Origin of the sequence: Ureibacillus yapensis, assembly GCF_003515775.1 — a bacterium.
Lineage (GTDB): Bacteria > Bacillota > Bacilli > Bacillales_A > Planococcaceae > Ureibacillus > Ureibacillus yapensis.
In genome coordinates this window covers 1-22,444 of sequence record NZ_QWEI01000002.1, presented here as the reverse complement: position 1 = coordinate 22,444, position 22,444 = coordinate 1, and the positions used below count along the sequence as shown (strand labels likewise).

Here is a 22,444-nt window from a genome sequence, read left to right as displayed (position 1 = left end):
CTTTTTTTTCCTTCCATTACCCTGTCAATTTGTGAAAATGTCCGTTTTTGTTCATTTCAATTTGTGAAAATGTCCGTTTTTTTAGAGGGGAAAAATTGCATTGAACTATTGGCGTTATTGGATATGTTTGAGTACTGGGTTGAAAAATTAATCTTGTTATTGTACGTCTAGTCATTTTGAATTAAATATTACTTGAAATATGCTGTTTGAAAAACTTAGATCATTTAACTACGACATACAATAACAAGTCAAAAAACGGAAGGGTCAATAAATTATCGATACTTAAATAAATTCTTCCAATTACTAGCTCAAATGTAATATTATTATAGAATATCACTTTGACTGGAGGATAATTAATGACCGTTAAAAAAATTGGTGTAAACAAAATTACAGAAAAAACGAAAGCAGTAGCAATCGAATTTGAAGATGGAACATTTGCATCATTTTCTCTTAAGCAAAATGAAATCACAAAACTGTGGGAATACAATCCATTGATTCCAATTCAATTGTCACACATAACAGCAGCTAACCATATCAAGGACGGCGAATCATTTATTCATGAAGTTTTGAATGATCCAAGCGTTCGTTTGGAACAAATTTTTTAAAAGATATCCCTTATGGGGCAAGCCCCATGCCCCCTTCTGTACTAAGTGTGTCGCAGGAATTACGGCACTTCATAGAAATAGATTATATGAAAGATTTCTTTTAACTCGAATTGGAGGCTCTCGCCTCCTAAATCATTAACGGAAGCTCCACACGTAAAACGTGATCACTGGGGCTTTGAAGACACTGCAAAAGCTGAAGGGACGGAAAAAGAAAAGTGGGCATTCTTCCAACGTGTTCGTGATGAAATTGGAGAACGTATTCAACGATTTTCTGAAACGGGAAAATAAAGAACTTCGATGCCTAAAGGATAATTAAAAAAAGAATCATCTTTTGATGATTCTTTTTTATTTTGGAAATCGTTGCACGATTTAAATTACTGATTCCTTTCTGCTTTCTAATATTGTGGTAACAATGTTATTAAATGCACGTGCTGCAGTTTCTTCCCCATACACTTGGACCAATTTTTCAAAATTGGACTCCATATTCCCCTTTAAAGTATTTATCAGAGTGGTACAGAGCACGATATTGTCTTTTACATAGCCCCTCTTAAAATTTTTCCGATCAGGTGACCAAGAGGAATTTGGATTGCCTACCACTTCTGTCAATTCGATTCCTGAATAATAACAGTGTTTTTGACTATTTGACAATTCTTCAAGTAGGCTCCTTAAATTCGAATCGACTTCGTAAACTTTACCTTTTTCCATTCGCTTGTTTGTAAGCCAATAAATAGTGTTTAGTTTATAGCCGACATAGTCAGCCTCTCTAATTCGAGCTTCCCTTGTTCTTTGACAAGGCTTACAATAGCTTTTATTTGTGCCAAAATTCCTTACAGGTGCAAGGTTCCCATTGCACAATGGACCTGTACAAATTTTACTCGGAACACCATTTACCTCCTTTACCTTCTTGTTTAATGAACCTTTTCTTCGACCGCTGTTTTTTCCACCCACATTTTTCACCACCTAATAAATATTATGCAATACAACGAATTTTATACCTCAATTGAACTTTAATTAACATTTTAATTGAAATTTAACTTTAATTGAAATACAATTACACTGTAATTAAAGTTAAACAAAGGTGGATGATTGAAAATGAAAATTCAAAAAACATATTCTGCAGAAGAATTTGCCGACAAAGTGGGAGAAAAAGTAGGCAATATCCGTTTGTTCCGAAAATATGCAAGGAAATTTGGTTTAATTGATAACCACGAGGTGTTGACTGAAGATTTTCTACCAGCATGGGATATTGCACAAAAATTGCACTATCAAAAAGGCGTAAAATGGGAGAATGCAATAAAACATGGTCTTAGTGAAGAGTTTGGAATACCTGAAAATGAGAGTACATTTGAAACTGAAATAGTGGGAGCTAATATTATTGAACATAAACTTGATGAAATAATAGAATATTTAAAAAGAATAACGATTGCTTTAGAAAACAAAGCTTAAATTTAACCTAAGTTGAATAGAATTCGTTCATTTAAAAACCAACATTTAAGCACCTAAGGGTGCTTTTTTATTTACTTCAATATGATTAATGTGTAGTGATTAATTTAGAAAGTGGTGAATTTAGACTAACTTTAGGTTAAAATTATCCATATATTGTAACTAGGAGGTTCTCTTGTGAAAAAATGGATGCTTATTTTAATGAGTGCGATGGTGCTAGCTGCTTGCAGCAATGATGCAGATTCATCGACAAATCAAGAAGTGGTTGAAACCGAACCGACGGAAGCAGAAGAAACGACAGTTGAAACTAAACCAACAGAAACAACAGAACCAGTAGTTGCTGATCCATCTAAAGAAGAAACCGAGGAAGAAACTCAGGTAGAACCGAAAGTGATTGAATTGAAACCTTTGACTTTAGAGGATTTTAACAATCGCTATGAACTGGATACTGAATTCAGCGAACCGTTTATAGACGGTAAATTTGAGTTGAAAGATGGCACCATTGTTTATGCAGACTGGTATTTTTACTTGGAGGGTGAAACCTTCGAGGATGCATCTGCTGCGTTTATAGATGGTCAGCTTGTAGATGCTCAATTGACTCTAAAAGAGGGCGTGACGAAAGAAGAGGTTCTGACTGAATTGGGTTTATCTGAAGACGTAGGTTATAAAGTCAATGAGTACACTGGTGTTGTCGATCTGGTCATAGACAAGCGTTTTGATGATGCAAATATTCAACGTCTTCCAAGTGAGTGGGATTAAGAATGAAAAAATGGATGATGTTTATTGTAATGATTGTTATGACGCTAGCAGCTTGTAGTAATGATGCAGATTCATCGACTTCTGCGACCGAAACAACAGAACCAGTAGTTGCTGAGCCGTCTGAAGAAGAAAAATATCAAGAATTTTTAACAGAACTAAGATTAAAGTATGTAAACGAGCAATATCCAGAAGTTTTGCATCAAGTAATTGTGCAATGTGCTGACTATGTTAAAGCTGGAGATATAAATAAGTGTGTTGAGGATGGGTATTTAAAAGATGACTCTATCGAATTGTACAACAAAGCTTTTGAATCATATTTTAATAAAAGAACTTTTGATCTGAAGATATTAGATGATTCGATATTGAAGTCCACATATGAAGAGGTGCAAGAAGATTTACTCTCTCCTCAAAATAAAGAAATATTCAATGGTGAAGTTTTAACTGCTGAAATTGATTATGTGACAAATAAAAGTAGAAATCCAAATGGAAGTAACTCAACCAACAATAATGCAGATGTAGATAAAGCGGCGGTTTACGCCTTCATGAAAGCCACATATAAACGTGTCACACGTAATGGGGAGTTTTATAATCCAGAGACACATGATCCTTTGGTAGCCTATTATGCATCTATAAAATATGACATCCCTGAAGCGGAAGCGAGTCAAATTTATAATCAAGGTGAATTGGGCGGGTTTTGATCGTTGACCATCATTTATGATGGTTTTTTTATTTGGGGAGACGATCACATTCAGTGGAGAAGGAGAGGATATGCCGAGAAAACTTCTTTACCATGAGGGACCCCCAGGTTCATACTCCCAAGGTTATGGGGGACGGGAGTGGTTTTTTCGCGTTCCTAATGTTCTTTGGGGTCTGGGGTTGGAAATTGGAATACCGCAGCCTTCGAAAAGTGTTCGGTGTCTAATAAGGTAAGCCTTATAGAAGGACTTTTCAAAATAAGATTGAATAAGGGTTTATGATATCTAGAAAGGTCGGTCTAAAAGGGGAAATTAAAAATAATCTACGGGTATGCAAGAATTTCAGATAAATCGCAACAAATTCAAGCACAGGTTGAACAACTAAAAGAGTACGGCTGCGAACAAGTGATTGAAGAAGTCATTACAGGCGTTGCAGAAGAAAAAGAACTGAATAAATTGATCGGGAAAATGCAAAAAGGCGATAAATTGGTGGTTACACGACTTGATCGCCTAGGCAGAAATACGCTGCAGTTGCTTCAATTAATCGAGGAAATGAAGGAAAAAGAACTCTCACTGGTCATAATGAATATCGGATTTGATGTCAATACGGAAGTTGGACAAGCGGTACTGACGATTCTTTCTTCATTTGCACAACTGGAACGTGATATGTTGAAAGAAAAACAGAGAATTGGCATTGAATCGGCTCGTAAACGCGGGGTCCATCTCGGTAGAAAACCAAAATACTCTAAGAAATCGTTCGAAAAAGCGGTACTTGATTATCTGGAAGGGATGACGGTCGGGGAAGTTTCGGATACCTATAACATTCCGAGAAGTACGTTTTACAAGTTCTTAAAGGACGAATGCATCCAAAGATAAAAACTATTCATGGAGGTGAAAAAATGAGTATAGACGAATTTGAGCGTGACAACGGAGAATCCTTTATGCTTTTAAAAGATGGAACCCATTTAATTAAAGTCGCAGGAATTTCTTATGAAAATAGGCAGGAACATATCGAAAAAATGACAGGGGAAGAAGAAATCGAATTAAAGAGGGAAAAAGAGAATGAATTCGATGAAAATGCGATTGCTATTTATGTCACATTAGAAAATGGGAAAGAAAAAATTGGCTATATTCCAGCTGATTTAGCTGGAAAATTGGCTAAAATTATGGATTCTGGCGATGAATTACATATTGAATTTTACTGTTTTACAACGCAGACATACACGCACAGCGATTATAAAGTAAGTTACCGTGGTTTGATCGTGAAGTTAAAAGAGAAAATCTATGAACATAAACTTTTCCGATTACGTGAATTATTCAAGGGTAATGCTAACTCTCAATAAAAATTGATAGAAACATAGATTTTTCTATTAAACTCCGATAGGGTAAAAACCAGTTAGACAGAATACAAGGCTCCTATTTTCATGAATAGATATGAATATAGGAGCTGAGTGTAATTGGATAATAAACAAGCAAGGGCACTAATTGAACAAGAAGCAACAGAAATTAAAAAGAAAATAGAAGCTTACGATTAGACTTAGTAGTATAACTTCTCCAGATAGTTTCAAATCTGCACGTAAACATTTTATAAAAACAGTGATTGAGGAGGGTATTGACAATGTCAGGGGCATTGCATTTCCAAGTTTTAAAGACAAGGCTCTGTTAATGTTTGATGCAAAAAGAACTCGTTTGCATTGAGAATATGCTAAGGATGTTTACTCATCAAAACAGGTTAAGAAAAATCCTATTGCCTCGTTTATACATAGAAAAAGAAATGGAATACAGAAGGAAGCTGCGTAACATTTCGACTGATTACATTGTAAAGAAAGTTTTTCCCAATGGTCCCATACAGACGTATCCAGATGTCCTGCAGTACATGTTAAGCGGCGAAATGAAATTATTTGTCAAAAGAACACTGACAAACTACATAGATTTCGGACAACCGTACATAGAAATTCAGGCAATGGGATCAAAATTGAACTCTATACAGTGAAGATTTGAACAAATTTCTAACCATGTGGAAAAGTTATAACGAATGTAACTCCCTCCCAAGCCATATGTTGTAAAGTACAATCCTATTGGCAATGGAGTGAAGAACTATGGATGAAAAGCGTTTTATGGAATTAGTTGAACAGGGTGCAGAGGTTATTAAAATAGGGATGGATCAAATCAAGGAAAAAAACAAAGTTAGAATGGTTGTTGATAAAGAGCGGTATAAACCTGTGTTGGAAAATGCAGAGTACGAAATATCTCGTAATGAAACATTCAAAATTTTAAATGAAGTATTTCCAGTGAATGATTTAAAGGCATCTTATTTTAAACAAATGGACAAGGATATCCTAGAATATATTGCAAACTCAGATTTGATAACTTCCATCGCTGAAATGATGGAAAATATTAATGAACATGGAAAGCCGTATAATGATCAGGAGAAAGAAAGTTATGAAGAGTTCTTGAAAGTCTTTTTAGATAAATCCAAACGATGCATTAAATTCGTGAAAAAAATTACATAGTTAGACAGAATACAATGCTCCTATTTTCATATGATATATGGATAAAAAAAGGAGCTGAGGGTTTTGGATAATAAAGAGGCAAGAAAGTTAATTGAACTTGAAGCAACAGAAATTAAAAAGAAAATAGATGCTTATGATTACAAAAACAGACTTAGAACAATTACTTCTCCAAATAATCGTGATTATGAAGATGATCGTAAACGTTTTATAAAAACAATGATTGAAGAGGGTATTGACAATGTCAGGAACATTGCATTTCCAAATTTTAAAGACCAAGTAAGAAGCGTTAAGGATAAGATATTAAGTGGATACTTTGTGCATAATGAACCATATGTTTTCCTTTATTACACGTTTTATTCTTATGTGAACATTGATAAACCAGTTAAAGAAGCATCCGAACAGTATTATGAAGAAGTCATCGAAGAATTTGTTGAAATGTCTAACCGATATAATAATATAATTGCATCATTGCAACAAGGTGGAGAGTAGTTAAAGATAACTGCTCTTTTTTTCGTGTACATGTGCTACTTGTTACTTGGGAGACCCTAAAAATTATGAACACATAGCGGTCCATCCTGAAAGAAGAGTAAATTTAGTTTTTACGGATAAGGAAGTAGAAACATTTAATCATATAAAAGCTAAAGCTGAATTTAGCGATGAACCAATAGAAGTTTACATTAAAAAATTATTAGAGGTTGTTATAAAAGAGTAAAGCAAAAAATCTGCTTTGCTCTTTTTTGTTGGCTAACAACCATAACAATGTGGTGTTAATCATCGAACAAATTTAAAAACACGGAGTTGAGGTTGCAACTGATTACAACATTAGCACGATTAAACAAAATGATACGTAAGCGATCAACAAAAAGCTTACAGGTCAACAATTCCTCTCTAAAAAACTGTTTGAATACATACACATCTTCAAAGTTGCCTGAAAAGATATAGTAACAACGGTCTTGATTTTAATTATGTCACTAGTTTCAAAGGTAACGGTATATTCAAGGACAACTGTATCAGTGTAGGTTTCTTGGTTTTTTGTGATTTTTTTTATCTTCATAATGGTAATTTGTAAAAAAAATTCAAAAATTATGTCGCAAAAAATGAAGAAGTTTCCGCAATATAAAGGTAGGTGAGGTATTTGAAAAAAACTGATATTCATCTTGAAAATTGTAATTAACAAATAGAGATTCATAACGAAATATTTATGGTTTATAAGAAGCATATTCAAAGGATCGTTCAGAAATGCAAGAATAGGAAAGATTACTAAAGGATGTGCATGGTTATGAAGTAAAAAAAGAAAAAAGAAGAATGATTATTATATCAATGAATACGGTCATACAAAAATCAATCCAAAATTAGTCGATGATTCAGAATTTGAGTATAAAAGATTTTAGATAAAAAGAGTCAATTGCGGTATAATTGTGGAAAAAGGATGAATGACATGCAGCAAATTCCTAGCGAACATTTACCAAGTTTCCATCGTGATGCTTTCCATTGTCCAAGATGCAAAGTGCTTGTCCCTCAAAAGTGGTACAAACTTGAGAGGTCCTATCCACACAACGAGAATGTTGAATTAGTTGAAGTAAACTTAAAATCAGAAAATCGAAAGCCAATAGGTGGACCGATGGGTGGTATAAGAAATCCAGATGGGTCTGAGCCAAATTTCCATTTCGATTGGCATTTGGAGTTATCATATTGTACTCACTGCCATAACTATACGATTTGGGAAAACAAAAAAATCATTTTCCCATATACAACGGAACTGCCTCAACCACACGAAGACATGCTTGAAGATGTAAGAGGGATTTACATAGAAGCAATGAACGTGTTTAAACATTCTCCGCGTGCAGCTGCTGCATTGCTTCGTCTAGCTATTGAATTAATGATTCCACAATTGGAAGACTACCAAATTAAGAAGAGCTCCATAAATAATATGATTGGCGAGCTTGTGCAGAAGGATATTCCTGAACATGTCCAACAAGGTTTAGATTCGATTCGTGTTTATGGTAACGAAGGTATCCATCCAGGTGAAATCGATTTAACCGATGATGAAAGTATAGTGTTGTTTTTGTTTGAGCTAATCAACATTATGGTCGAAGAATTGATTACGAAGAAAAAGAAAATCAAATCATTCTATGAAAACCTCCCACAAGGTAAACTGCAGGGGATATTCCAAAGAGATAAGCGGAAGCAAGAAAAATAACGGTTACGAAAACACTACGATACAAAAGGATAGCTACAAGGCTGTCCTTTTTTTGTATCTAAAAAAAGAACATATGTTCCTTTTGTGAGGGGTTACGGTTTTATGAAAAGAAGGTGAGAACATGAAGAAACCTTTTAAACCATGCAATAAGATAGGTTGCTCCAACTTAACAAGAGGAAGCTACTGCGAGACACACAGTGATGAAGGCATGAAGAAAGTAAGGGAGTATAACAGTGAAGTTCGAAACCAGGAGCACGTGAAGTTCTATAACAGTAAAGAGTGGCAGAGCGTGAGAAAACAAGTACTCATTCGGGATAACTTCCTATGTGTGAAGTGCAAAGAAAATGGAGTACTGACGCCTGTGATGAATCGAAAGGGAGTTGTCGATCACATCGTGGAGGTTCGAGATAACTAGGCACTTAGGTTAACGCTGAGCAATCTTCAGACGCTTTGTCATGATTGCAATAACAAGAAGACAGAAACAGAGAAAAAGAGAAGAAGTGGAAAAAAAATAAAAAACATAAAGCTAAACTGCTTTGCTTTATGTTCTAATGCCACCTGTATTATAATTTTCAATTTCGATGATGATTTCTTGATTTTCATTATATTCCATATCTTCTTCGATTTGATGTTCAATAAGGTTTTGTAATCTTTCAATCTCTTGACCATCTTGGTAATTTTGAAATTGACTGAGAAGTAATTCAAGCACTGGGAATATAAAGGTCATGAAAATTAATAAATAATTCTTTTTATCAATTGTTGTCGGTGGTTCATTTACTGTTAAGGATGCTTTTATATCACTATTTCCACGGTTATTTTCTGGGTAATGTTCCATCATCATAAACATGTCAAAAACTTTACTGAAATCAAGTTGAGGTGATTTGAGCGGGGATGTAATTACAAATTTAATGAATTTGTCTGCATCCACGTCTGGGAACTTCTCTTCAAGAGTATTCTTCAATCTATTCCTAGATTCAATATAGTTTGTAATTGTACCTTCGGGAACATTATATTGTGCATTTAAATTCAGGTATAAAGATTTACCTTTTAATATTGTTATTACTTTTTGAAGTTCTTCCTTAGTTTTCGGTGGATCAATGTTTAAGTGAAATAAGTTTTCTTCCATTAGAACAACTCCTTTCGCATTAGAATATTTTACCACGGAAACTAGAAAACAATAAAGTGCTCCTATAATTTTATTTGAAACTAAAACAGCTACTGACAAATGCCAGTAGCTGCTACCACACAGAGAAGATAGATTATCTATTTTTAATGTCAGCAATAATATGACTGCTTATGATCTCAATATCATCTTGAGTGAAATGATAGTGAGATCCATATTCACGTTGTGTATCATGAACACCTGAATAATAACGCATATATTGAGCCACAACCTGATTTCGTAGTGTCTCATCGCTTCTTCCATTATTGAAAGGAGCAACTCTCTTAAAAATAATTTCTCTAACAGTTTCAAAATGATTCATTCTTATCATCCTTTTCTTATTTTAATTTATATAAGGTAAAGAAAATAAAAATTGGAGGAATGATAAAAATGAAAGAATCTGAGCTCTGTGTGGTAGATACATTATACTATTCTGACTTCTTATTTAGAATATGTTTTTTAAAGAAGTACCAATATTAGCATACATAGCTCATTTTTTAACTTTTACTTAAGGGTCAAGGGGTTTATACCCCCCTTGTTTAATTTCTAGGAGGTAAAAACCCACAGAACTGACCCCAGTTTAATTCATACAAAATTCCCTAAATGAAATTTTGAAAAGGAGGTGAGGAAATGGCACGCCGCCAAAGCGTAACCCCCTCATAAAAATTAATAAAGTTGTAGTCATTTTTCATTTTAGATTCATAATTCACCAAGAGGCAAATTTGCCTCTTGGTTTCTACCGCGAAGTGATACACGAGGGTTTGATCTTTTGATCTTTCAATAGAAGATGAAAAATGGTAACTATTCATAAATATTCGAAAAAAACTTTGAATAAACGTAAATCTCTATTAATTTCTTTAAATATTAGTAAATGAAAAAAGCGTCCAAGAAGGACGCCAAAGTTATTAAGGAAATCTTGAAGGAGGATAATTGTTCAATCATATAATGTCCATCATTTTCGAAATTATACAAAATTTACGTATGTTTCCCAAAAAGCAGGGAACATTATTACTAAGGAGGAGTTTATGAATACATTCTTTTTAATGGACGATCACGATAGAGGACTTTATTCGGACTTGATGAACGAAGCGTCGGAGCGAATGAACTATTACACGATATTTTACGATCAGCTACTGGACATCGAAAAACGAAAAGTTCAATCGGAATTGGAAAACATCATGTATGATATTGAACGACTGAAATTACGAGCCGAAGAACTAGCTTTGCCAATGTCGCATAGCATCGCATAAAAACCAGGAGATTACAGCTCCTGGTTTTTCATGTTATAATTGTATATTAAAGGGAAATGTGAAGGGGCTAAATTAATGATTTTAGAAGAAGAGGTAATCATTAAAATCAATAGTGCAAATTTTAAAAGGTACGAAGAACTCGGTTATACACTTCCTAAATATATTAATTCCAAAGGCGAACTGGTTGTAAAACAAGGTGAAAAGGTTAAAGTAAAAGTAAAAGATTTATCAAATGGCAGTAAGGTTCTAGTAACAAAAATTTGTGATGAATGTGGATATAAGATGCCTAATCAAATTTATGCACATGTACTTATTAATCGCAAAAGAAGCGACGGAAAAGATCGATGCCGAAAATGTGCAAGAATAAAAGGTGAAAATACAAAAAATGAAAATATAGATTCCGAGAATTCATTAGCATCTTATGCAGAAAAAAATAACAAAGAGTTTCTTCTGCTTGAGTTTAGTGATAAAAATGAGAAGAAACCTTCTGAAATCAAATTTGGTTCAAATCATAAGTACATCTGGATATGTCAAAATTGTAAAAGCGAATATACAGCAACAGTGAATAATAGAATTAATGGAAGAAATTGCTCCTATTGTTCAGGAAAAAAAGTAAATGAGTTTAATAGTTTATGGTGCATCAATCCAGAAGTAGCAAAACTACTGACTAATCCCGACGAAGGTCATTTATATACAAGTGGAAGTGGAGAAAAGATATTATTCACATGTCCTACCTGTAAAAACGTTGGCAGAAAAACGATAAAGACCGTAGTTAAAGTTGGATTAGGGTGTACGAAATGTGGTGATGGATTAAGTTATCCTGAAAAATTTGTGATTCAGCTTTTAAATCAGCTGCATATTGAATTTGAAAGTCAAAAAAGATTTGATTGGTCCTTTAATAAAAGATATGATTTTTACATTCCACAGAAGAATTGCATTATTGAAACCCATGGAATTCAGCATTACAGCAATCATGCTACATTCCATAAACTAAGTGGGAAGACGCTGGAAGATGAACAATTAAACGATGAACTTAAAAAAGAATTAGCTAATAGGAATGGGATAAAACATTATGTAACAATCGACTGTTCAAAATCAGATATGGACTTCATCAGAAAGAATATAGCAGATTCTGTTTTAAATGACTTATTCGGTTTATCACAAATTGATTGGAAAATTTGTCATGAATTCGCGTATAATTCATTAGTGAAAACAGTATGTGATTTATGGAATACAACAGAATTGACGACAGTATCAATTGGTAAGAGTTTAGGTTTACACCAGACAACGATTTTAAGATATATAAAACAAGGCGTTAAATTAGGATGGTGTGAGTATGATTCGACTGATTCTTACAAAAGGATTTATAAAACAAAGTCCGTTTGGAATAAAACAAAGATTGTTCAATTGACTATAAATGATGAATTTTTAAAATGCTGGGATAGTCTAACAGAAGCAGCGAATGAACTTAAATTAAATCATACAGGAATATCCAATGTATGTAGAGGTAAGTTGAAAACTTCTGGTGGGTTCAAATGGAAGTATTTAAGAGATTATGAAAATGAAATTTAAAAACCTATTTACATATATACCTAATTTTGGTATAATACAAATACATTATAAAAAGTGAACAAAAACGTTCATTTAACCTCATAAACCACTACGCCTATGGAACTACGCCATAGGACTGTCCAAAAGTGGGTGACGTTAAATGAGCGTTTTTATGTTTGAAGCAACTGATGCAACTTTGTTAAATGCGAAACTTGTCGAAAAACCGAAGAAAAAAAGAATAAAAGAATATCCCTCACATATAAATGATGGTAAAACATCTTATGGAGGGGACACCATGGCGACTCCTGATGATTCCACTAAGATGATCCCAACTAAAAAAGGAAACGATATTATTACTTTCTCAGATGCTAGTTCAGATAAAGAAGATTTTCACGAATTCCTAGCAAGACTCCTAGTAAAAAATGAGCAGTACAAAGCCTCTCAATGTTGAGAGGCTTTTATTATGTCCAAAAACCAATAGTTAAAAAAATCAAACTCTTGGGCAATCGAACCAGCTAACGTAATACCGGAGAATCCGGAACCATCCAGCCCTGTAATGGCGCCAACTGTTGTTAACGTAACGGCTGCAATTTCGCCTGTAATTGGAACGATGCCTGCCAAAGCATTGCCAAGATCATTCACGATTCCCAATGATTCTGCCGGCAAAAAATCTCCTATAATCGCCCCAAACCCTGAGTCGCCTAAATAGAAGAATGCGGCAATTGGAATCACGGGCCCAAATACTTTAAAGCCAAATTGGAATCCTTCGATTAAATAGCTTGTTGTTTTTTCCAAGCCTTCATTTTTATGCGCAAACAAGGCGAGCAACAGAAGTATAAATACTGTTGTGCCTCCCACCAGCGCTGTTGCATCCCCACCGGTTAGATCAAAGACGAACATACCCACTACATCTAGCAAAAAGGCAATCGGAATCAGCACGGCAAAAAATTTGCGTTGTCCTTTTGTTAATAAACGCTCATTTACTGCATCGATTTTTTTCTCGCGGTCAAATGTACCTTCCATCTCCAGCCGCCCTTGTTTCATATCGCGCCGAAGCAGGATAAAAGCTACTATAGTTGTCACTGCACCCATCACGAGCACCAATGGAATGCTGGCAGTAATCACGTCGGATACCGGAATCCCGGCCGCATCTGCCGTTAGTTTTGGAGCCCCCTGGAGAATGATGTCGCTCGATAGGGCAATCCCGTGACCAAACAAGTTCATGGCCATTGCAACCCCAAGAGCCGGCAGTCCCGCGCGGATTGCAACCGGTAACAAAACAGCTCCCAGTAAGGCAACGGCAGGCGAAGGCCAGAAGAACCAGGAAATGACCATCATCAAAATCCCGATTGTCCAGTAGGCAAGCGTTGCGTTTTTGATGATTTTCGTAAAAGGGGAAACCATTACTTCATTAATGCCCGTTTTCATCAAAATCCGGCTCATCGCCACAATGATGGAGATAATCAAAATGGTCGACAACAATTCACTAATGGCATAAACAAAGCTGTTGAATACACTGCTAATTGATGAAGTAAAGTCCCCAGTTGCCACAATTGCCAGCAGAAAAATCCCCATAATGCAGATGAGCGATGTGTCCCGACGTTTTACCATAAACCCAATAATCAACAAAATAAACCCAAGATAAATCCAATGCAGCGCCGATAAATCCACATTCATAGGCATGTTCCCCTCTAGTTGTTTAACTTTAGAATATGAGGAGAAAGTCTAATGGGTGAGTAGTTCACGATTTTCAAACAGCTAAGTGGAAAACTTTAGGGTCATTTTATTGAATAACAATTCAAAAGCACACTGGATATTAATGCTAATATATAGGTAACATAGTTTAAATAAGTTAGGTGGTATTAAAATGAAAAAAAAACGTTAGTACAGAAGAAGCGATTAAAAGGTGGGATACTTTTGCCGAAACATATGCGGCAGTACATACTGAACGAGGAGATCTTCATAAGGAAGTTTTTTTAACCCCTACTTTATTGTCACTCATGGGAACGGTTAAGAATAAAAAAGTTTTAGATGCTGGATGTGGTGAAGGATACTTTAGCAGAATTTTAGCTAAATCTGAAGCTGCTGTAACAGCTGTAGATTATTCAGAAAAAATGTTAGAAATCGCTAAAGAAAGAACTCCCATTGATTTGGGAATTGAATATAGACATGGGAATTGTGAGGATTTAAATTTTTTAGAGGATAACAGTTTTGATCTAATTGTATCGAATATGGTAATGCAAGACCTTGGAAATTATGAAAAGGCATTCCAAGAGATGTATCGGCTATTAGTAGATGGAGGATATTTTATTTTTTCAATTTTACATCCTTGTTTTGTTACTCCGGAGAGTGGATGGGAGAAAACGAAAGACGGTGTAAAGTTACATTGGAATGTAGATAAATATTTTTATGAAGGGGTTTATGAACAAAAACTAGGCGATAAACAAAAAATGCTATTATTCCATAGAACATTAACGAGCTATGTTAATAATATAATAAAAGCGGGTTTTACTTTAGAAGGTTTAATAGAACCGAAACCATCAGAAGAAATGTTAAGTAAATATCCTTCATTTGAAGAAGATTTCAGAAGCGCTGATTTTATAGTTTTCAAATTGAGAAAGAAAATTTAATTTTTTTCACAGGGATTATAACCCGCAACTTATTCCAAATAGCTAATAGATACTAGTAGTTATTCAATGATAGGGCTCAATTCCGCAGCAAGAATTGCGCCTTTCAATCCACGCTGAAAATTTATATAAAAATGAGGTTGCAACTATGAAAAAATTCAATTGGGTCTTGTTCATTTTACCTATACTGCTATTCATTTCAACTTATTTTATTCGGATTAATAAAGTTGACGCTAATATTTTCCACTTTGATTTATTCATATTTGGTTTATTTTTAGCAGTACCAGCTATCATTGTATTGGTCATTTATTGCTTGTTGCTCCGTAACGGTATAAAACGAGAGAACATGAAAATTGTGAATAGCATTCATATCGTCTTTCTTGGCATTGCCTGTATCTTGTTTGTAAAAACGATACTTTTACCAACATCGAACGTAGACCTGATTTTAAAACAAGGAAATGGCGAAGAAAATTTTGCTAAAATTCTATTTGAACGTGTTGAAGCGTTTAATGTAAGCGAGGATTTTGACCTAACCTTACGCGATTATACTTTTATAACAGAAGAAACATCAGGAGCTTTTATGGACTCTGACAGCACATTGTTGGCTCAACTAACCATTAAAATTGACTATGATGAAAAAGAGGATAGAATAGTCGAAATGAACTTGGAATGTATTCAGTTTGATAGTTGTTTCAAAAGGAAAGGCGAATTGAACTTTAAATAGCTATGGATTATTATTTAGTATATACCCTAAATCTCCTATATTTTACCATTAAATTGATGCGGAAATGTGAATGGTTTGTAAATTTTTAATGCATGAGTCATAACCAGACATGGTAGAGCAACACAGCAAGAAAATGATCAAACTTTTCTCGAAATGGATTCGTATCATTTATTATAAGATATAGTTTTCGAGGCATTTAAATTAAATTTTTATCTAATTTTTTGGATAATGAATCAATTTGCTAGTCATGCTGTGGCTAATGAACTATCGAAGTATTTAAATAATTGGTATCAATCATTACCTAGCCAGTTTGGTGGAACTGATCAACCGCCTGTTGAGAATTATAGGGTATTCACTTCAGATGACCTCACGGAAATAGTACTTTGGATTACAGGTGTAATAGCCTTTTTGGAATTTTTATCGAATTTTATAGAAATTATGAAACCTCAAAAAAAAACTAAGCAATCCAATCACTTTATGATTCGATGGGGGATACAATTAATAGCTCTATCAATTTTATTTCTAATTATGTATTTAAGTAGGTTTATCGGTAGATAAAAATTGAACTAAGTTGAATATCGAATATAATTTTCTTTATCAGTTCAAGATTATTACATATCAGTCTTAAACTATAATGGATAAAAGCAAAGAACACGTACTTAAATATATACGATTAAAATATGAATAATCTTCAACAATCGGGCGCTTTTCTGAAATAAGGAAAGTGTCTTTCTTCATGAATAGGGCCATATTGTAGAGCAACCTATAAATTGAGTTGGATATTTATGTTAAAATATAGAATGACTGTTAAGTACTTCAACTAACGCAGCTGATTTGCCGAATAGGGAATGTTAAGAAACAACTAGGGGGATATAAATGAAAAGAACACTTACAATACTAATATCAGCTCTGTTGTTATTTATTTTAAGTGCTTGTGATGATAGTAATTCGAATTCAAATACAATTTCTGTTTCTGAATTAACAGATAGAGAAAATGCAATCCTTTCGAGTATTTCAGACCAATCATTTGTATTTGATTTCAATGTAGACGAAGAATACACAGAAGTAACTGTATGGATAGAAAAATATGAATTCGGAAATTTGGTTGAGGATAAAGTAAGCAAACTTATGACTCAGGTAGAGGGAGACGGAGACGGCTCTATTATCTTCACAACTCCCAAAACAAACGATAGCCAAAAGCAACTAACATTTAATAGTGCAATTAGTAGTAAGGGAGGCGTTAGTAGTATAAGGGCCTTTGATCCAAACTCTAATGGTTTAGATGATATGTCAAGTGTATGGGGAACCTTTCCAGAAGAAAAAGCTATCATTGAAGGAGAAATAGTGTTAGGAAGTATTTCTTATTCAAATGAAGGGAGAATGAATTCGCTTACCAATGATTTTTATCAAGATGTTGATAGTCATATTAATGAATTAGAAAAATATGACGTTGTATATTTGTTTAAAGCGGATTTTAAGTGAGAGTTTGTGTAAATTGGGTATGACTGGTGCAGCATAACTTCAATGAAAAATAATATTCCATAATAGGGCGCAATTCTTGCAGAGGAATTGTGCCTTCTTCAGCTAAAGGGCCAGATTGCTGAGGAACGTTTTTAGGTATTCAGAAAAATAATATTTGAGATTACAATTTGCCATCTTGATTTGTCCAAAATAGAAGTCTCTTGTGGAATGAATGTCCGAATACGTAATATTATTTTTTGTCATTTGAAAAACCCTCCATTTTATTTGTATGTAAGTCGACTTACGCAAATAAAATGGAGGATTGTAATTGGATATACAACCTTCAATTATTATTTTATATAAATTTTTTATCATGTTGCGAAATGAAGCGTAATCTTCGGAAGCATTTTTGATGTGACAGAGCAATTGAAAATTGAATCACAATATTTTGCAGATAGCACAGTTCTACGATTATCCATTAGCTTGAGGATCGTGGATATTTTCACGAAAATCTACACTATACACTTTCCAAACCCCATCTACATTTTTAATAGAAATTCCTCTCCTAAGAGTAATCGTTAAATAACCATCATTAGGTTTTCCAATACTTTGTGTTATCAATGTATCACCTATGGCACTAGCTTGCTTAACATCAAGATTTATAAATTCGTGATTATATTCTTCAATACCTGTGTCAATGATTTTATTTATAAATGCGTCTGTAAAGTAAGGTTTAAAGTAAGCTCTTTTTTGACTGATAGATGATAGATTCTCAATTTCATTTACTTTCTTAATAAGCTCAAATATTCTAGTATCCGCTACTTTAGATGAGATAGTGTTAGTTGCTATTACATTTGTCCTTACAATTAGTATTTTTCCATCAAGAGTAATAGTAGCCGATTTATTTTTATTATCCCATTCAGTATATGACCTTTCTGGACTAGCAACAACTAAAGGAACATAAGTTTTTCCATTTTTAATTGTAACTGGAGCATCAATAGTTTGCGATTTACCATTAACAGTTATTGTTTTAGAATTAGCTTTCAGAACCTTTTCGTTTTTACCATCGGTTACAGTTACAGTCTTACTATTTTGATTCCAATCAACTTTTGAACCAAACTCTTCTGAAATAACACGTATTGGAACTAGAGTTCGCCCATTGGATACCAAGCCATCGTGTACAACCTTTATTTCATTTTCACTTGCAGATGCTTCAGTAGGAGATATAGTTGGTAAAGCTAATCCCATTACTAATGCAGGAACTATTAATAGATTTTTCTTTTTCATAAAGTTTTCCTCTTTCCACAAATACTGGATGATTATCAAATTATTATTATACTATGTTTTTATGATTTTATCATCTTTATTGCTAAGGAATGCTGTCAATATGTATGTAATATAACAATTATTACAACTAACAAGAAAAGCAATATAAAATCCTCTATGTAATAATTTAGTTGATTAAGCACCACCACATTCATTATAGAGCCATATTAAAGCTTTAGTAGTTATTCTAAGAAATGATCTTCAGCAATAGGGCGCTTTCCTAGAATAAGGAGAGTGCTTTTTTATTAAAGGATTATTTAATGGAATTACATTCAATAAAAATATTGGATATTTATGTTAAAATTCAGATGAGCTTGTAAAGTAACGTACTTAAACTATTCTGTGCTTAGTTGAAAAAGAAAGGAGTTTCGACTAAGGAAAATTAGATTTTATAGGAGGGACAGTTAATGAAGAAAATATTATTATTTTCTGTAATGTCACTGCTAATTACAGCCTGTTCTAATACTTCGAGTAATATTACGGAGGGATTTTTAGAAAGTGTCCCACATCCAGAGTCAACTAAGATCTTATATGAACAGCAAAAGGATGATTATAAAGTAGTGCTTTATCAAGATGAAACAGGGTTTCGTGTTGGATATAAAAGGCTGGATAGTAAGTATTGGACACATACTGGTAATGGTGAGATTAATCCAGATGACGGTTTTAACTGGGTAATGAATAATAACCCGTCAATACCTATTACATTGTTTGGTGGCATTATTACAAATGAGCAAATTACAACTGTTCTTGTGAAACAAAAAACAATGGAGAAAGAAGCAACAATTATCGAGACTGATGAAGGATTGAGATGTTGGTTTGTTACCTTTGATTCTATAGAAGAACCAGATTATGGGGAACCAGACCCATTGAAGGTTGAAGCATTTGATAGTAATGGAAACGTTTTGTGGAAAGATGGAGTGTATGAAACCAGCTAATAGAAGCTACTCAGTTATTCCATTATAGGGCGCGATTCTTGAATAAGGATCGGTTAGTTCACAATGTTAAAAAAGGGGATGATTGATTGAATTCATTATCACTTATTTTATGTGGGATTGCTTTGATAATCTGTTTGGTTCGACTCCTAACGATTCACAAGATAACAGAAAAAAAGCATAGGTATTCCGTCGTCTTTTTTTCAGGAGTTGTGTTTCTCATGAATGTTTTTGTATGGCTATTTACTTTCAATTGAAAAATCTATACAAAATAAAATGTAGCGATCAATAACATCACATTCGGGCACTTTTCTGAATTTAGGAAAGCGTCTTTCGTCATGAAAAGGGCCAAGTTGTTAAGTAAAGAAAAAACAAATCGTGCGCTTTTCAGATGCAATGAGGTACTACTCGTATTATTATTTACATGAATTAATTTCTAACATATTAACTATACTAAGAGAGTACGAATCCTATCCAATTTATACATAGAAAGGACACTTTCAACCAACTGAACTAATATTCAAAAATAACACGCCAAGTTCCTTAATCATGTCTCTTTAAGTGACACGCTATTCATGTTCAATTATCGTTGGAAAATCATAACCACCCTTTTGAAGGGTGGTTATGATTATAGTCAAAATTAGCGAGTTGATTCATGACTTTAAAATGAAGCAGCAAATTCAAGCTCGTGAAGATAATTATAATGAATACCATTTGGCGATGAATTATTTTACTGCGTTTTTAATGTTTATTGATATATGCAATGTTAGCAGTACAATAATAAGGTTTACTTCAGTAAAATAAGGTATATTATATTGTTGAATAGATTCTCTTTAAAGACAAGAAAAGTAGGTGAACAAAGTGGGGAAATATCAATTGGATACCAAAGGTAAGGTAGCTGTGACAAAGTATCATGAAAAAAACAAGCCTGCCAACTTTGATAAAAAGCAGCAACTTGAAAAAATACGTACGGAGTATTTGAAAAAGAAGCAAAATCTAACAGATAAATAATAAGAATCAAAACATAGGAAGACTAAATCTCCCTATGTTTTTTTGTTCAAAATACTTTTTTTAATTGATGAAAGAGTTTATTGTTCCCATAAATTTCAAATTCGGTGACAAAAAACTCGTCATCACATATCCATTCTTCATTAAAAATTTCAGTAGCACAATCAATTGACCAGCCGTTATTTTGGGTACACCAGTAATCTCTAGTAGAAATATTTAAAATATTTGGATACTCACTTGGCTTAGGTAGCTGAATAAAAGATAAGTCTCAATCTTTTCAGCAAGATACTTTCTCAGCAGCGTATACTCAAAGATAAACAACACAGTATACTTTCCAAAAGGAAAATTGCGTAAATGGTTATTAGATTTAGGAGAATGAACTTATAAAAAAACAGGTATGTTCGCTGCTTTGTTCTGCTAACGATGCATTGGCACAATAACTAAAGATTAAATTTTGATTTTCCGCTATTCCACAAACGGGCGCTAATATTGAGCAATTACCGCTTATTTTTCATAATAGGAGCAGATTGTGAAAATCCGATTTTTGTTGTAAGGAGGTAGAAACTAATATGAAAAGTAAATTATTATTACCAGTGGTATTGTTTTTCATTGTAGGAAGTCCAGCGGTAAGTAGCATAGATTCCCTAAGTCATACTTTCAAATCAAACTTTTATATCTTAGATATGGTAGTTTTAGGGATTATTGTGCTACTGTATCTTTTTGGAAAGGTTAAAAGCGTTAGGGAATAGCTTATGTGTAGTGTAGAAAATCGGGCGCAATTCTTGAAAAGGAATTGTGCCTTCTTCAGCTAAAGGGCCAGATTGTTGAACAAGGGTTTACATGAACATCCATAAAATTTTCATATGTTAAAGGCAAGTTAACTGGATTGCTTACGGAAACAAATTCACAATGTGAAAATAAGAAAAAGCAATTATTTCTCAATAAGCGCTTTTTTCTATACGATCTATAATATTAAAAAAATCTTCTCCGTTTTTCATGATGTAAACTGCTCCCTCTTCGTCGAAGTGAAAGAAACTTATATCTGAATCAACAAACATCGTGTAGCTTTTATTCAGCGTAATTTTAATCCAGTAATTGTAATCAAAATCAATCGATGTTAAATCTGCTTTTTCGAATTCAGCTTTTTCAAAAGTTTTTAGAAGTTCCTGTTGTGTCTCTTTTGGGATTACAATTGGTATAAATGTAGTATCGGTGTCTTCAATTCTCCATTGAATAGCTTCAATCTCTATGTATGGGTTTTTTACATCGAAATTAGCGTTTTCTAATACATCTGTTGCAGAATAAGTTGTCGGCTCCCCCTCACCACGATTAATAGTTCTATTTTTCTGATATGAATATACTCCTGCACCAACCACAATGACCAAAATAATAAAACTCGCTATGAAATTTCTTCGTTTACTCATAACTTCACCCCACACAAAAATCACAATTATATCAATATATTTGAATGAGAAGTTGGAAATTACTTCAAGAAAAGTTTATTGTATAAAAACAATTTAATTCAACATTCAATCGCGTTAAGAAAGCATCTTTCTTCATAAAAGGGCCAGATTATTGAAATATTAAACGGCGATTATTATTTCATATGGTAAAATTAGGATATGGATGGAGGGAAGAAATGAAAAAAATAATGCATGTGATCCTGATGGTTATCTCTGTGGTTATATTGAGTGCATGTCAAAAAGATGAAGTATCAGAAGAGGATGTAAAAGCTTTTGTAACGGAATATAAAAGTATTACACACGATATTCCTGTTCCAGAGGAAGCGTTTGATTTCGATGTCTTGGAAAAGGTAAAACCTTATTTAAATGATGAATGGTTTAAAATGAATGAAAGAGATAAACGAGTGTATTTTCCTCGAAGTTATGTAAGTGTAAGTGGTAATGCTGTATCCCTAAATGATGTTTTAATCGATAATTTAGAAGAAAATCCTGATGGTGAAGGGTATGCAGTGAAATATACTCTATTACTAACAGTAGGTGATGAAGAAGTTAAAAAAGAAGGCGACATGAAGATTATAGAAGGAAAGCCAAAAGGTTTTATCATTACATACGATTGGGAAAAGCAAATTACAGTGAACAGATATCACTTCCGCTAAACATAATGTATGTAGTGAATACTAATAGGGGCTTAAATATAATTTGCTATCTTCAACAATCGGGCGCAA

Annotated in this window: 26 protein-coding genes and 2 pseudogenes; 22 read left to right on the top strand and 6 right to left on the bottom strand. The window is 33.7% G+C overall.

Going from position 1 to position 22,444, the window contains the following annotated elements:
* Window positions 1–356: 356 nt before the first annotated feature.
* Together D1B33_RS04850 and D1B33_RS04845 are read left to right on the top strand one after the other, a co-directional pair.
* Window positions 357–605 (top strand): hypothetical protein, encoded by a 249-nt coding sequence (locus D1B33_RS04850; protein WP_118875254.1) that lies wholly within the window; start codon window positions 357–359, stop codon window positions 603–605.
* A gap of 147 nt (window positions 606–752) precedes the next feature.
* Window positions 753–893, top strand: a pseudogene (locus D1B33_RS04845) (arsenate reductase); the annotation flags it as partial.
* Between the two features lie 81 nt (window positions 894–974).
* On the opposite strand, the gene D1B33_RS04840 reads toward D1B33_RS04845, so the two are convergent.
* Window positions 975–1,553: a hypothetical protein gene (locus tag D1B33_RS04840; RefSeq protein WP_118875253.1), complete on the bottom strand. Its 579-nt coding sequence runs from the start codon at window positions 1,551–1,553 to the stop codon at window positions 975–977.
* Window positions 1,554–1,697: 144 nt separating this feature from the next.
* On the opposite strand from D1B33_RS04840, the gene D1B33_RS04835 reads away from it, so the two are divergent.
* From D1B33_RS04835 to D1B33_RS18715, 10 genes and pseudogenes are all read left to right on the top strand, one after another.
* On the top strand, window positions 1,698–2,051 hold the full coding sequence (locus tag D1B33_RS04835) for a hypothetical protein (RefSeq protein ID WP_118875252.1): 354 nt from the start codon (window positions 1,698–1,700) through the stop codon (window positions 2,049–2,051).
* 198 nt (window positions 2,052–2,249) lie between these two features.
* Window positions 2,250–2,807 carry a hypothetical protein gene (locus D1B33_RS04830; RefSeq protein ID WP_147370379.1) on the top strand — a complete coding sequence of 186 codons (558 nt, stop codon included), beginning with the start codon at window positions 2,250–2,252 and terminating at the stop codon, window positions 2,805–2,807.
* 2 nt (window positions 2,808–2,809) lie between these two features.
* On the top strand, window positions 2,810–3,505 hold the full coding sequence (locus D1B33_RS04825) for a putative periplasmic lipoprotein (protein ID WP_118875250.1): 696 nt from the start codon (window positions 2,810–2,812) through the stop codon (window positions 3,503–3,505).
* 315 nt (window positions 3,506–3,820) lie between these two features.
* Window positions 3,821–4,378: a recombinase family protein gene (locus D1B33_RS04815; RefSeq protein ID WP_325049430.1), complete on the top strand. Its 558-nt coding sequence runs from the start codon at window positions 3,821–3,823 to the stop codon at window positions 4,376–4,378.
* A gap of 23 nt (window positions 4,379–4,401) precedes the next feature.
* Window positions 4,402–4,845 carry an HIRAN domain-containing protein gene (locus tag D1B33_RS04810; RefSeq protein WP_158582915.1) on the top strand — a complete coding sequence of 148 codons (444 nt, stop codon included), beginning with the start codon at window positions 4,402–4,404 and terminating at the stop codon, window positions 4,843–4,845.
* 756 nt (window positions 4,846–5,601) lie between these two features.
* Window positions 5,602–6,015 (top strand): hypothetical protein, encoded by a 414-nt coding sequence (locus tag D1B33_RS04800; RefSeq protein ID WP_118875245.1) that lies wholly within the window; start codon window positions 5,602–5,604, stop codon window positions 6,013–6,015.
* 63 nt (window positions 6,016–6,078) lie between these two features.
* Complete coding sequence (locus tag D1B33_RS04795) at window positions 6,079–6,504, top strand: hypothetical protein (protein WP_118875244.1); 426 nt, start codon at window positions 6,079–6,081, stop codon at window positions 6,502–6,504.
* Between the two features lie 46 nt (window positions 6,505–6,550).
* Window positions 6,551–6,727, top strand: a complete 177-nt coding sequence (locus tag D1B33_RS18395) for a hypothetical protein (RefSeq protein WP_158582914.1) — start codon at window positions 6,551–6,553, stop codon at window positions 6,725–6,727.
* Window positions 6,728–7,453: 726 nt separating this feature from the next.
* Complete coding sequence (locus tag D1B33_RS04790) at window positions 7,454–8,215, top strand: DUF4145 domain-containing protein (protein ID WP_158582913.1); 762 nt, start codon at window positions 7,454–7,456, stop codon at window positions 8,213–8,215.
* Between the two features lie 424 nt (window positions 8,216–8,639).
* Window positions 8,640–8,864 (top strand): annotated as a pseudogene (locus D1B33_RS18715) (hypothetical protein); the annotation flags it as partial.
* Here the strand turns inward: D1B33_RS18715 and D1B33_RS04780 are convergent.
* Together D1B33_RS04780 and D1B33_RS04775 are read right to left on the bottom strand one after the other, a co-directional pair.
* Entirely contained in the window at window positions 8,757–9,341 is a 585-nt protein-coding gene (locus D1B33_RS04780) for a hypothetical protein (protein WP_118875242.1), read from the bottom strand. The pseudogene D1B33_RS18715 and the gene D1B33_RS04780 overlap by 108 nt on opposite strands.
* 133 nt (window positions 9,342–9,474) lie before the next feature.
* Window positions 9,475–9,699 (bottom strand): hypothetical protein, encoded by a 225-nt coding sequence (locus D1B33_RS04775; RefSeq protein WP_118875241.1) that lies wholly within the window; start codon window positions 9,697–9,699, stop codon window positions 9,475–9,477.
* A gap of 703 nt (window positions 9,700–10,402) precedes the next feature.
* On the opposite strand from D1B33_RS04775, the gene D1B33_RS04770 reads away from it, so the two are divergent.
* From D1B33_RS04770 to D1B33_RS04760, 3 genes are all read left to right on the top strand, one after another.
* Window positions 10,403–10,627, top strand: a complete 225-nt coding sequence (locus D1B33_RS04770) for a hypothetical protein (protein WP_118875240.1) — start codon at window positions 10,403–10,405, stop codon at window positions 10,625–10,627.
* Window positions 10,628–10,702: 75 nt separating this feature from the next.
* Window positions 10,703–12,199 carry a zinc-ribbon domain-containing protein gene (locus D1B33_RS04765; protein ID WP_118875239.1) on the top strand — a complete coding sequence of 499 codons (1,497 nt, stop codon included), beginning with the start codon at window positions 10,703–10,705 and terminating at the stop codon, window positions 12,197–12,199.
* 139 nt (window positions 12,200–12,338) lie between these two features.
* Window positions 12,339–12,629: a hypothetical protein gene (locus D1B33_RS04760; protein WP_118875238.1), complete on the top strand. Its 291-nt coding sequence runs from the start codon at window positions 12,339–12,341 to the stop codon at window positions 12,627–12,629.
* On the opposite strand, the gene D1B33_RS04755 is transcribed toward D1B33_RS04760, so the two are convergent.
* Window positions 12,620–13,855: a hypothetical protein gene (locus D1B33_RS04755; RefSeq protein ID WP_118875237.1), complete on the bottom strand. Its 1,236-nt coding sequence runs from the start codon at window positions 13,853–13,855 to the stop codon at window positions 12,620–12,622. The genes D1B33_RS04760 and D1B33_RS04755 overlap by 10 nt on opposite strands.
* 221 nt (window positions 13,856–14,076) lie before the next feature.
* Between D1B33_RS04755 and D1B33_RS04750 the strand changes: the two genes are divergently transcribed.
* The 4 genes from D1B33_RS04750 to D1B33_RS04735 all read left to right on the top strand — a co-directional run bounded on the left by D1B33_RS04750 (window position 14,077) and on the right by D1B33_RS04735 (window position 17,011).
* Entirely contained in the window at window positions 14,077–14,808 is a 732-nt protein-coding gene (locus D1B33_RS04750) for a class I SAM-dependent methyltransferase (RefSeq protein ID WP_118875236.1), read from the top strand.
* Window positions 14,809–14,953: 145 nt separating this feature from the next.
* Complete coding sequence (locus D1B33_RS04745) at window positions 14,954–15,529, top strand: hypothetical protein (RefSeq protein WP_118875235.1); 576 nt, start codon at window positions 14,954–14,956, stop codon at window positions 15,527–15,529.
* Window positions 15,530–15,757: 228 nt separating this feature from the next.
* On the top strand, window positions 15,758–16,087 hold the full coding sequence (locus tag D1B33_RS04740; protein WP_118875234.1) for a hypothetical protein: 330 nt from the start codon (window positions 15,758–15,760) through the stop codon (window positions 16,085–16,087).
* Between the two features lie 318 nt (window positions 16,088–16,405).
* Window positions 16,406–17,011, top strand: coding sequence for a hypothetical protein (locus tag D1B33_RS04735; RefSeq protein WP_118875233.1), 606 nt, complete (start codon window positions 16,406–16,408; stop codon window positions 17,009–17,011).
* A 450-nt stretch (window positions 17,012–17,461) separates the two neighbouring features.
* Here D1B33_RS04735 and D1B33_RS04730 read toward each other — a convergent pair whose 3' ends face one another.
* Window positions 17,462–18,277, bottom strand: coding sequence for a copper amine oxidase N-terminal domain-containing protein (locus tag D1B33_RS04730; RefSeq protein ID WP_118875232.1), 816 nt, complete (start codon window positions 18,275–18,277; stop codon window positions 17,462–17,464).
* Window positions 18,278–18,723: 446 nt separating this feature from the next.
* Here D1B33_RS04730 and D1B33_RS04725 point away from each other — a divergent pair, with 446 nt between their 5' ends.
* Both D1B33_RS04725 and D1B33_RS18555 read left to right on the top strand, forming a co-directional pair.
* Window positions 18,724–19,251 (top strand): hypothetical protein, encoded by a 528-nt coding sequence (locus D1B33_RS04725; RefSeq protein ID WP_118875231.1) that lies wholly within the window; start codon window positions 18,724–18,726, stop codon window positions 19,249–19,251.
* Between the two features lie 858 nt (window positions 19,252–20,109).
* Window positions 20,110–20,259 carry a hypothetical protein gene (locus D1B33_RS18555; protein ID WP_199677355.1) on the top strand — a complete coding sequence of 50 codons (150 nt, stop codon included), beginning with the start codon at window positions 20,110–20,112 and terminating at the stop codon, window positions 20,257–20,259.
* Between the two features lie 935 nt (window positions 20,260–21,194).
* Here the strand turns inward: D1B33_RS18555 and D1B33_RS04710 are convergent.
* The gene (locus D1B33_RS04710; RefSeq protein WP_118875228.1) at window positions 21,195–21,680 is read right to left on the bottom strand and encodes a hypothetical protein; all 486 of its coding nucleotides are present in this window, start codon (window positions 21,678–21,680) and stop codon (window positions 21,195–21,197) included.
* Window positions 21,681–21,895: 215 nt separating this feature from the next.
* On the opposite strand from D1B33_RS04710, the gene D1B33_RS04705 reads away from it, so the two are divergent.
* The gene (locus D1B33_RS04705) at window positions 21,896–22,375 is read left to right on the top strand and encodes a hypothetical protein (protein ID WP_118875227.1); all 480 of its coding nucleotides are present in this window, start codon (window positions 21,896–21,898) and stop codon (window positions 22,373–22,375) included.
* Window positions 22,376–22,444 lie beyond the last annotated feature (69 nt).

Bases quoted from the DNA above. Each gene is read 5' to 3' on its own strand.
- D1B33_RS04850 (WP_118875254.1), top strand. From the start codon at position 357: ATGACCGTTAAAAAAATTGGTGTAAACAAAATTACAGAAAAAACGAAA.
- D1B33_RS04835 (WP_118875252.1), top strand. From the start codon at position 1,698: ATGAAAATTCAAAAAACATATTCTGCAGAAGAATTTGCCGACAAAGTG.
- D1B33_RS04830 (WP_147370379.1), top strand. From the start codon at position 2,250: ATGAGTGCGATGGTGCTAGCTGCTTGCAGCAATGATGCAGATTCATCG.
- D1B33_RS04825 (WP_118875250.1), top strand. From the start codon at position 2,810: ATGAAAAAATGGATGATGTTTATTGTAATGATTGTTATGACGCTAGCA.
- D1B33_RS04810 (WP_158582915.1), top strand. From the start codon at position 4,402: ATGAGTATAGACGAATTTGAGCGTGACAACGGAGAATCCTTTATGCTT.
- D1B33_RS04800 (WP_118875245.1), top strand. From the start codon at position 5,602: ATGGATGAAAAGCGTTTTATGGAATTAGTTGAACAGGGTGCAGAGGTT.
- D1B33_RS04790 (WP_158582913.1), top strand. From the start codon at position 7,454: ATGCAGCAAATTCCTAGCGAACATTTACCAAGTTTCCATCGTGATGCT.
- D1B33_RS04780 (WP_118875242.1), bottom strand. From the start codon at position 9,341: ATGGAAGAAAACTTATTTCACTTAAACATTGATCCACCGAAAACTAAG.
- D1B33_RS04775 (WP_118875241.1), bottom strand. From the start codon at position 9,699: ATGAATCATTTTGAAACTGTTAGAGAAATTATTTTTAAGAGAGTTGCT.
- D1B33_RS04770 (WP_118875240.1), top strand. From the start codon at position 10,403: ATGAATACATTCTTTTTAATGGACGATCACGATAGAGGACTTTATTCG.
- D1B33_RS04765 (WP_118875239.1), top strand. From the start codon at position 10,703: ATGATTTTAGAAGAAGAGGTAATCATTAAAATCAATAGTGCAAATTTT.
- D1B33_RS04760 (WP_118875238.1), top strand. From the start codon at position 12,339: ATGAGCGTTTTTATGTTTGAAGCAACTGATGCAACTTTGTTAAATGCG.
- D1B33_RS04755 (WP_118875237.1), bottom strand. From the start codon at position 13,855: ATGAATGTGGATTTATCGGCGCTGCATTGGATTTATCTTGGGTTTATT.
- D1B33_RS04745 (WP_118875235.1), top strand. From the start codon at position 14,954: ATGAAAAAATTCAATTGGGTCTTGTTCATTTTACCTATACTGCTATTC.
- D1B33_RS04740 (WP_118875234.1), top strand. From the start codon at position 15,758: ATGAATCAATTTGCTAGTCATGCTGTGGCTAATGAACTATCGAAGTAT.
- D1B33_RS04735 (WP_118875233.1), top strand. From the start codon at position 16,406: ATGAAAAGAACACTTACAATACTAATATCAGCTCTGTTGTTATTTATT.
- D1B33_RS04730 (WP_118875232.1), bottom strand. From the start codon at position 18,277: ATGAAAAAGAAAAATCTATTAATAGTTCCTGCATTAGTAATGGGATTA.
- D1B33_RS04725 (WP_118875231.1), top strand. From the start codon at position 18,724: ATGAAGAAAATATTATTATTTTCTGTAATGTCACTGCTAATTACAGCC.
- D1B33_RS04710 (WP_118875228.1), bottom strand. From the start codon at position 21,680: ATGAGTAAACGAAGAAATTTCATAGCGAGTTTTATTATTTTGGTCATT.
- D1B33_RS04705 (WP_118875227.1), top strand. From the start codon at position 21,896: ATGAAAAAAATAATGCATGTGATCCTGATGGTTATCTCTGTGGTTATA.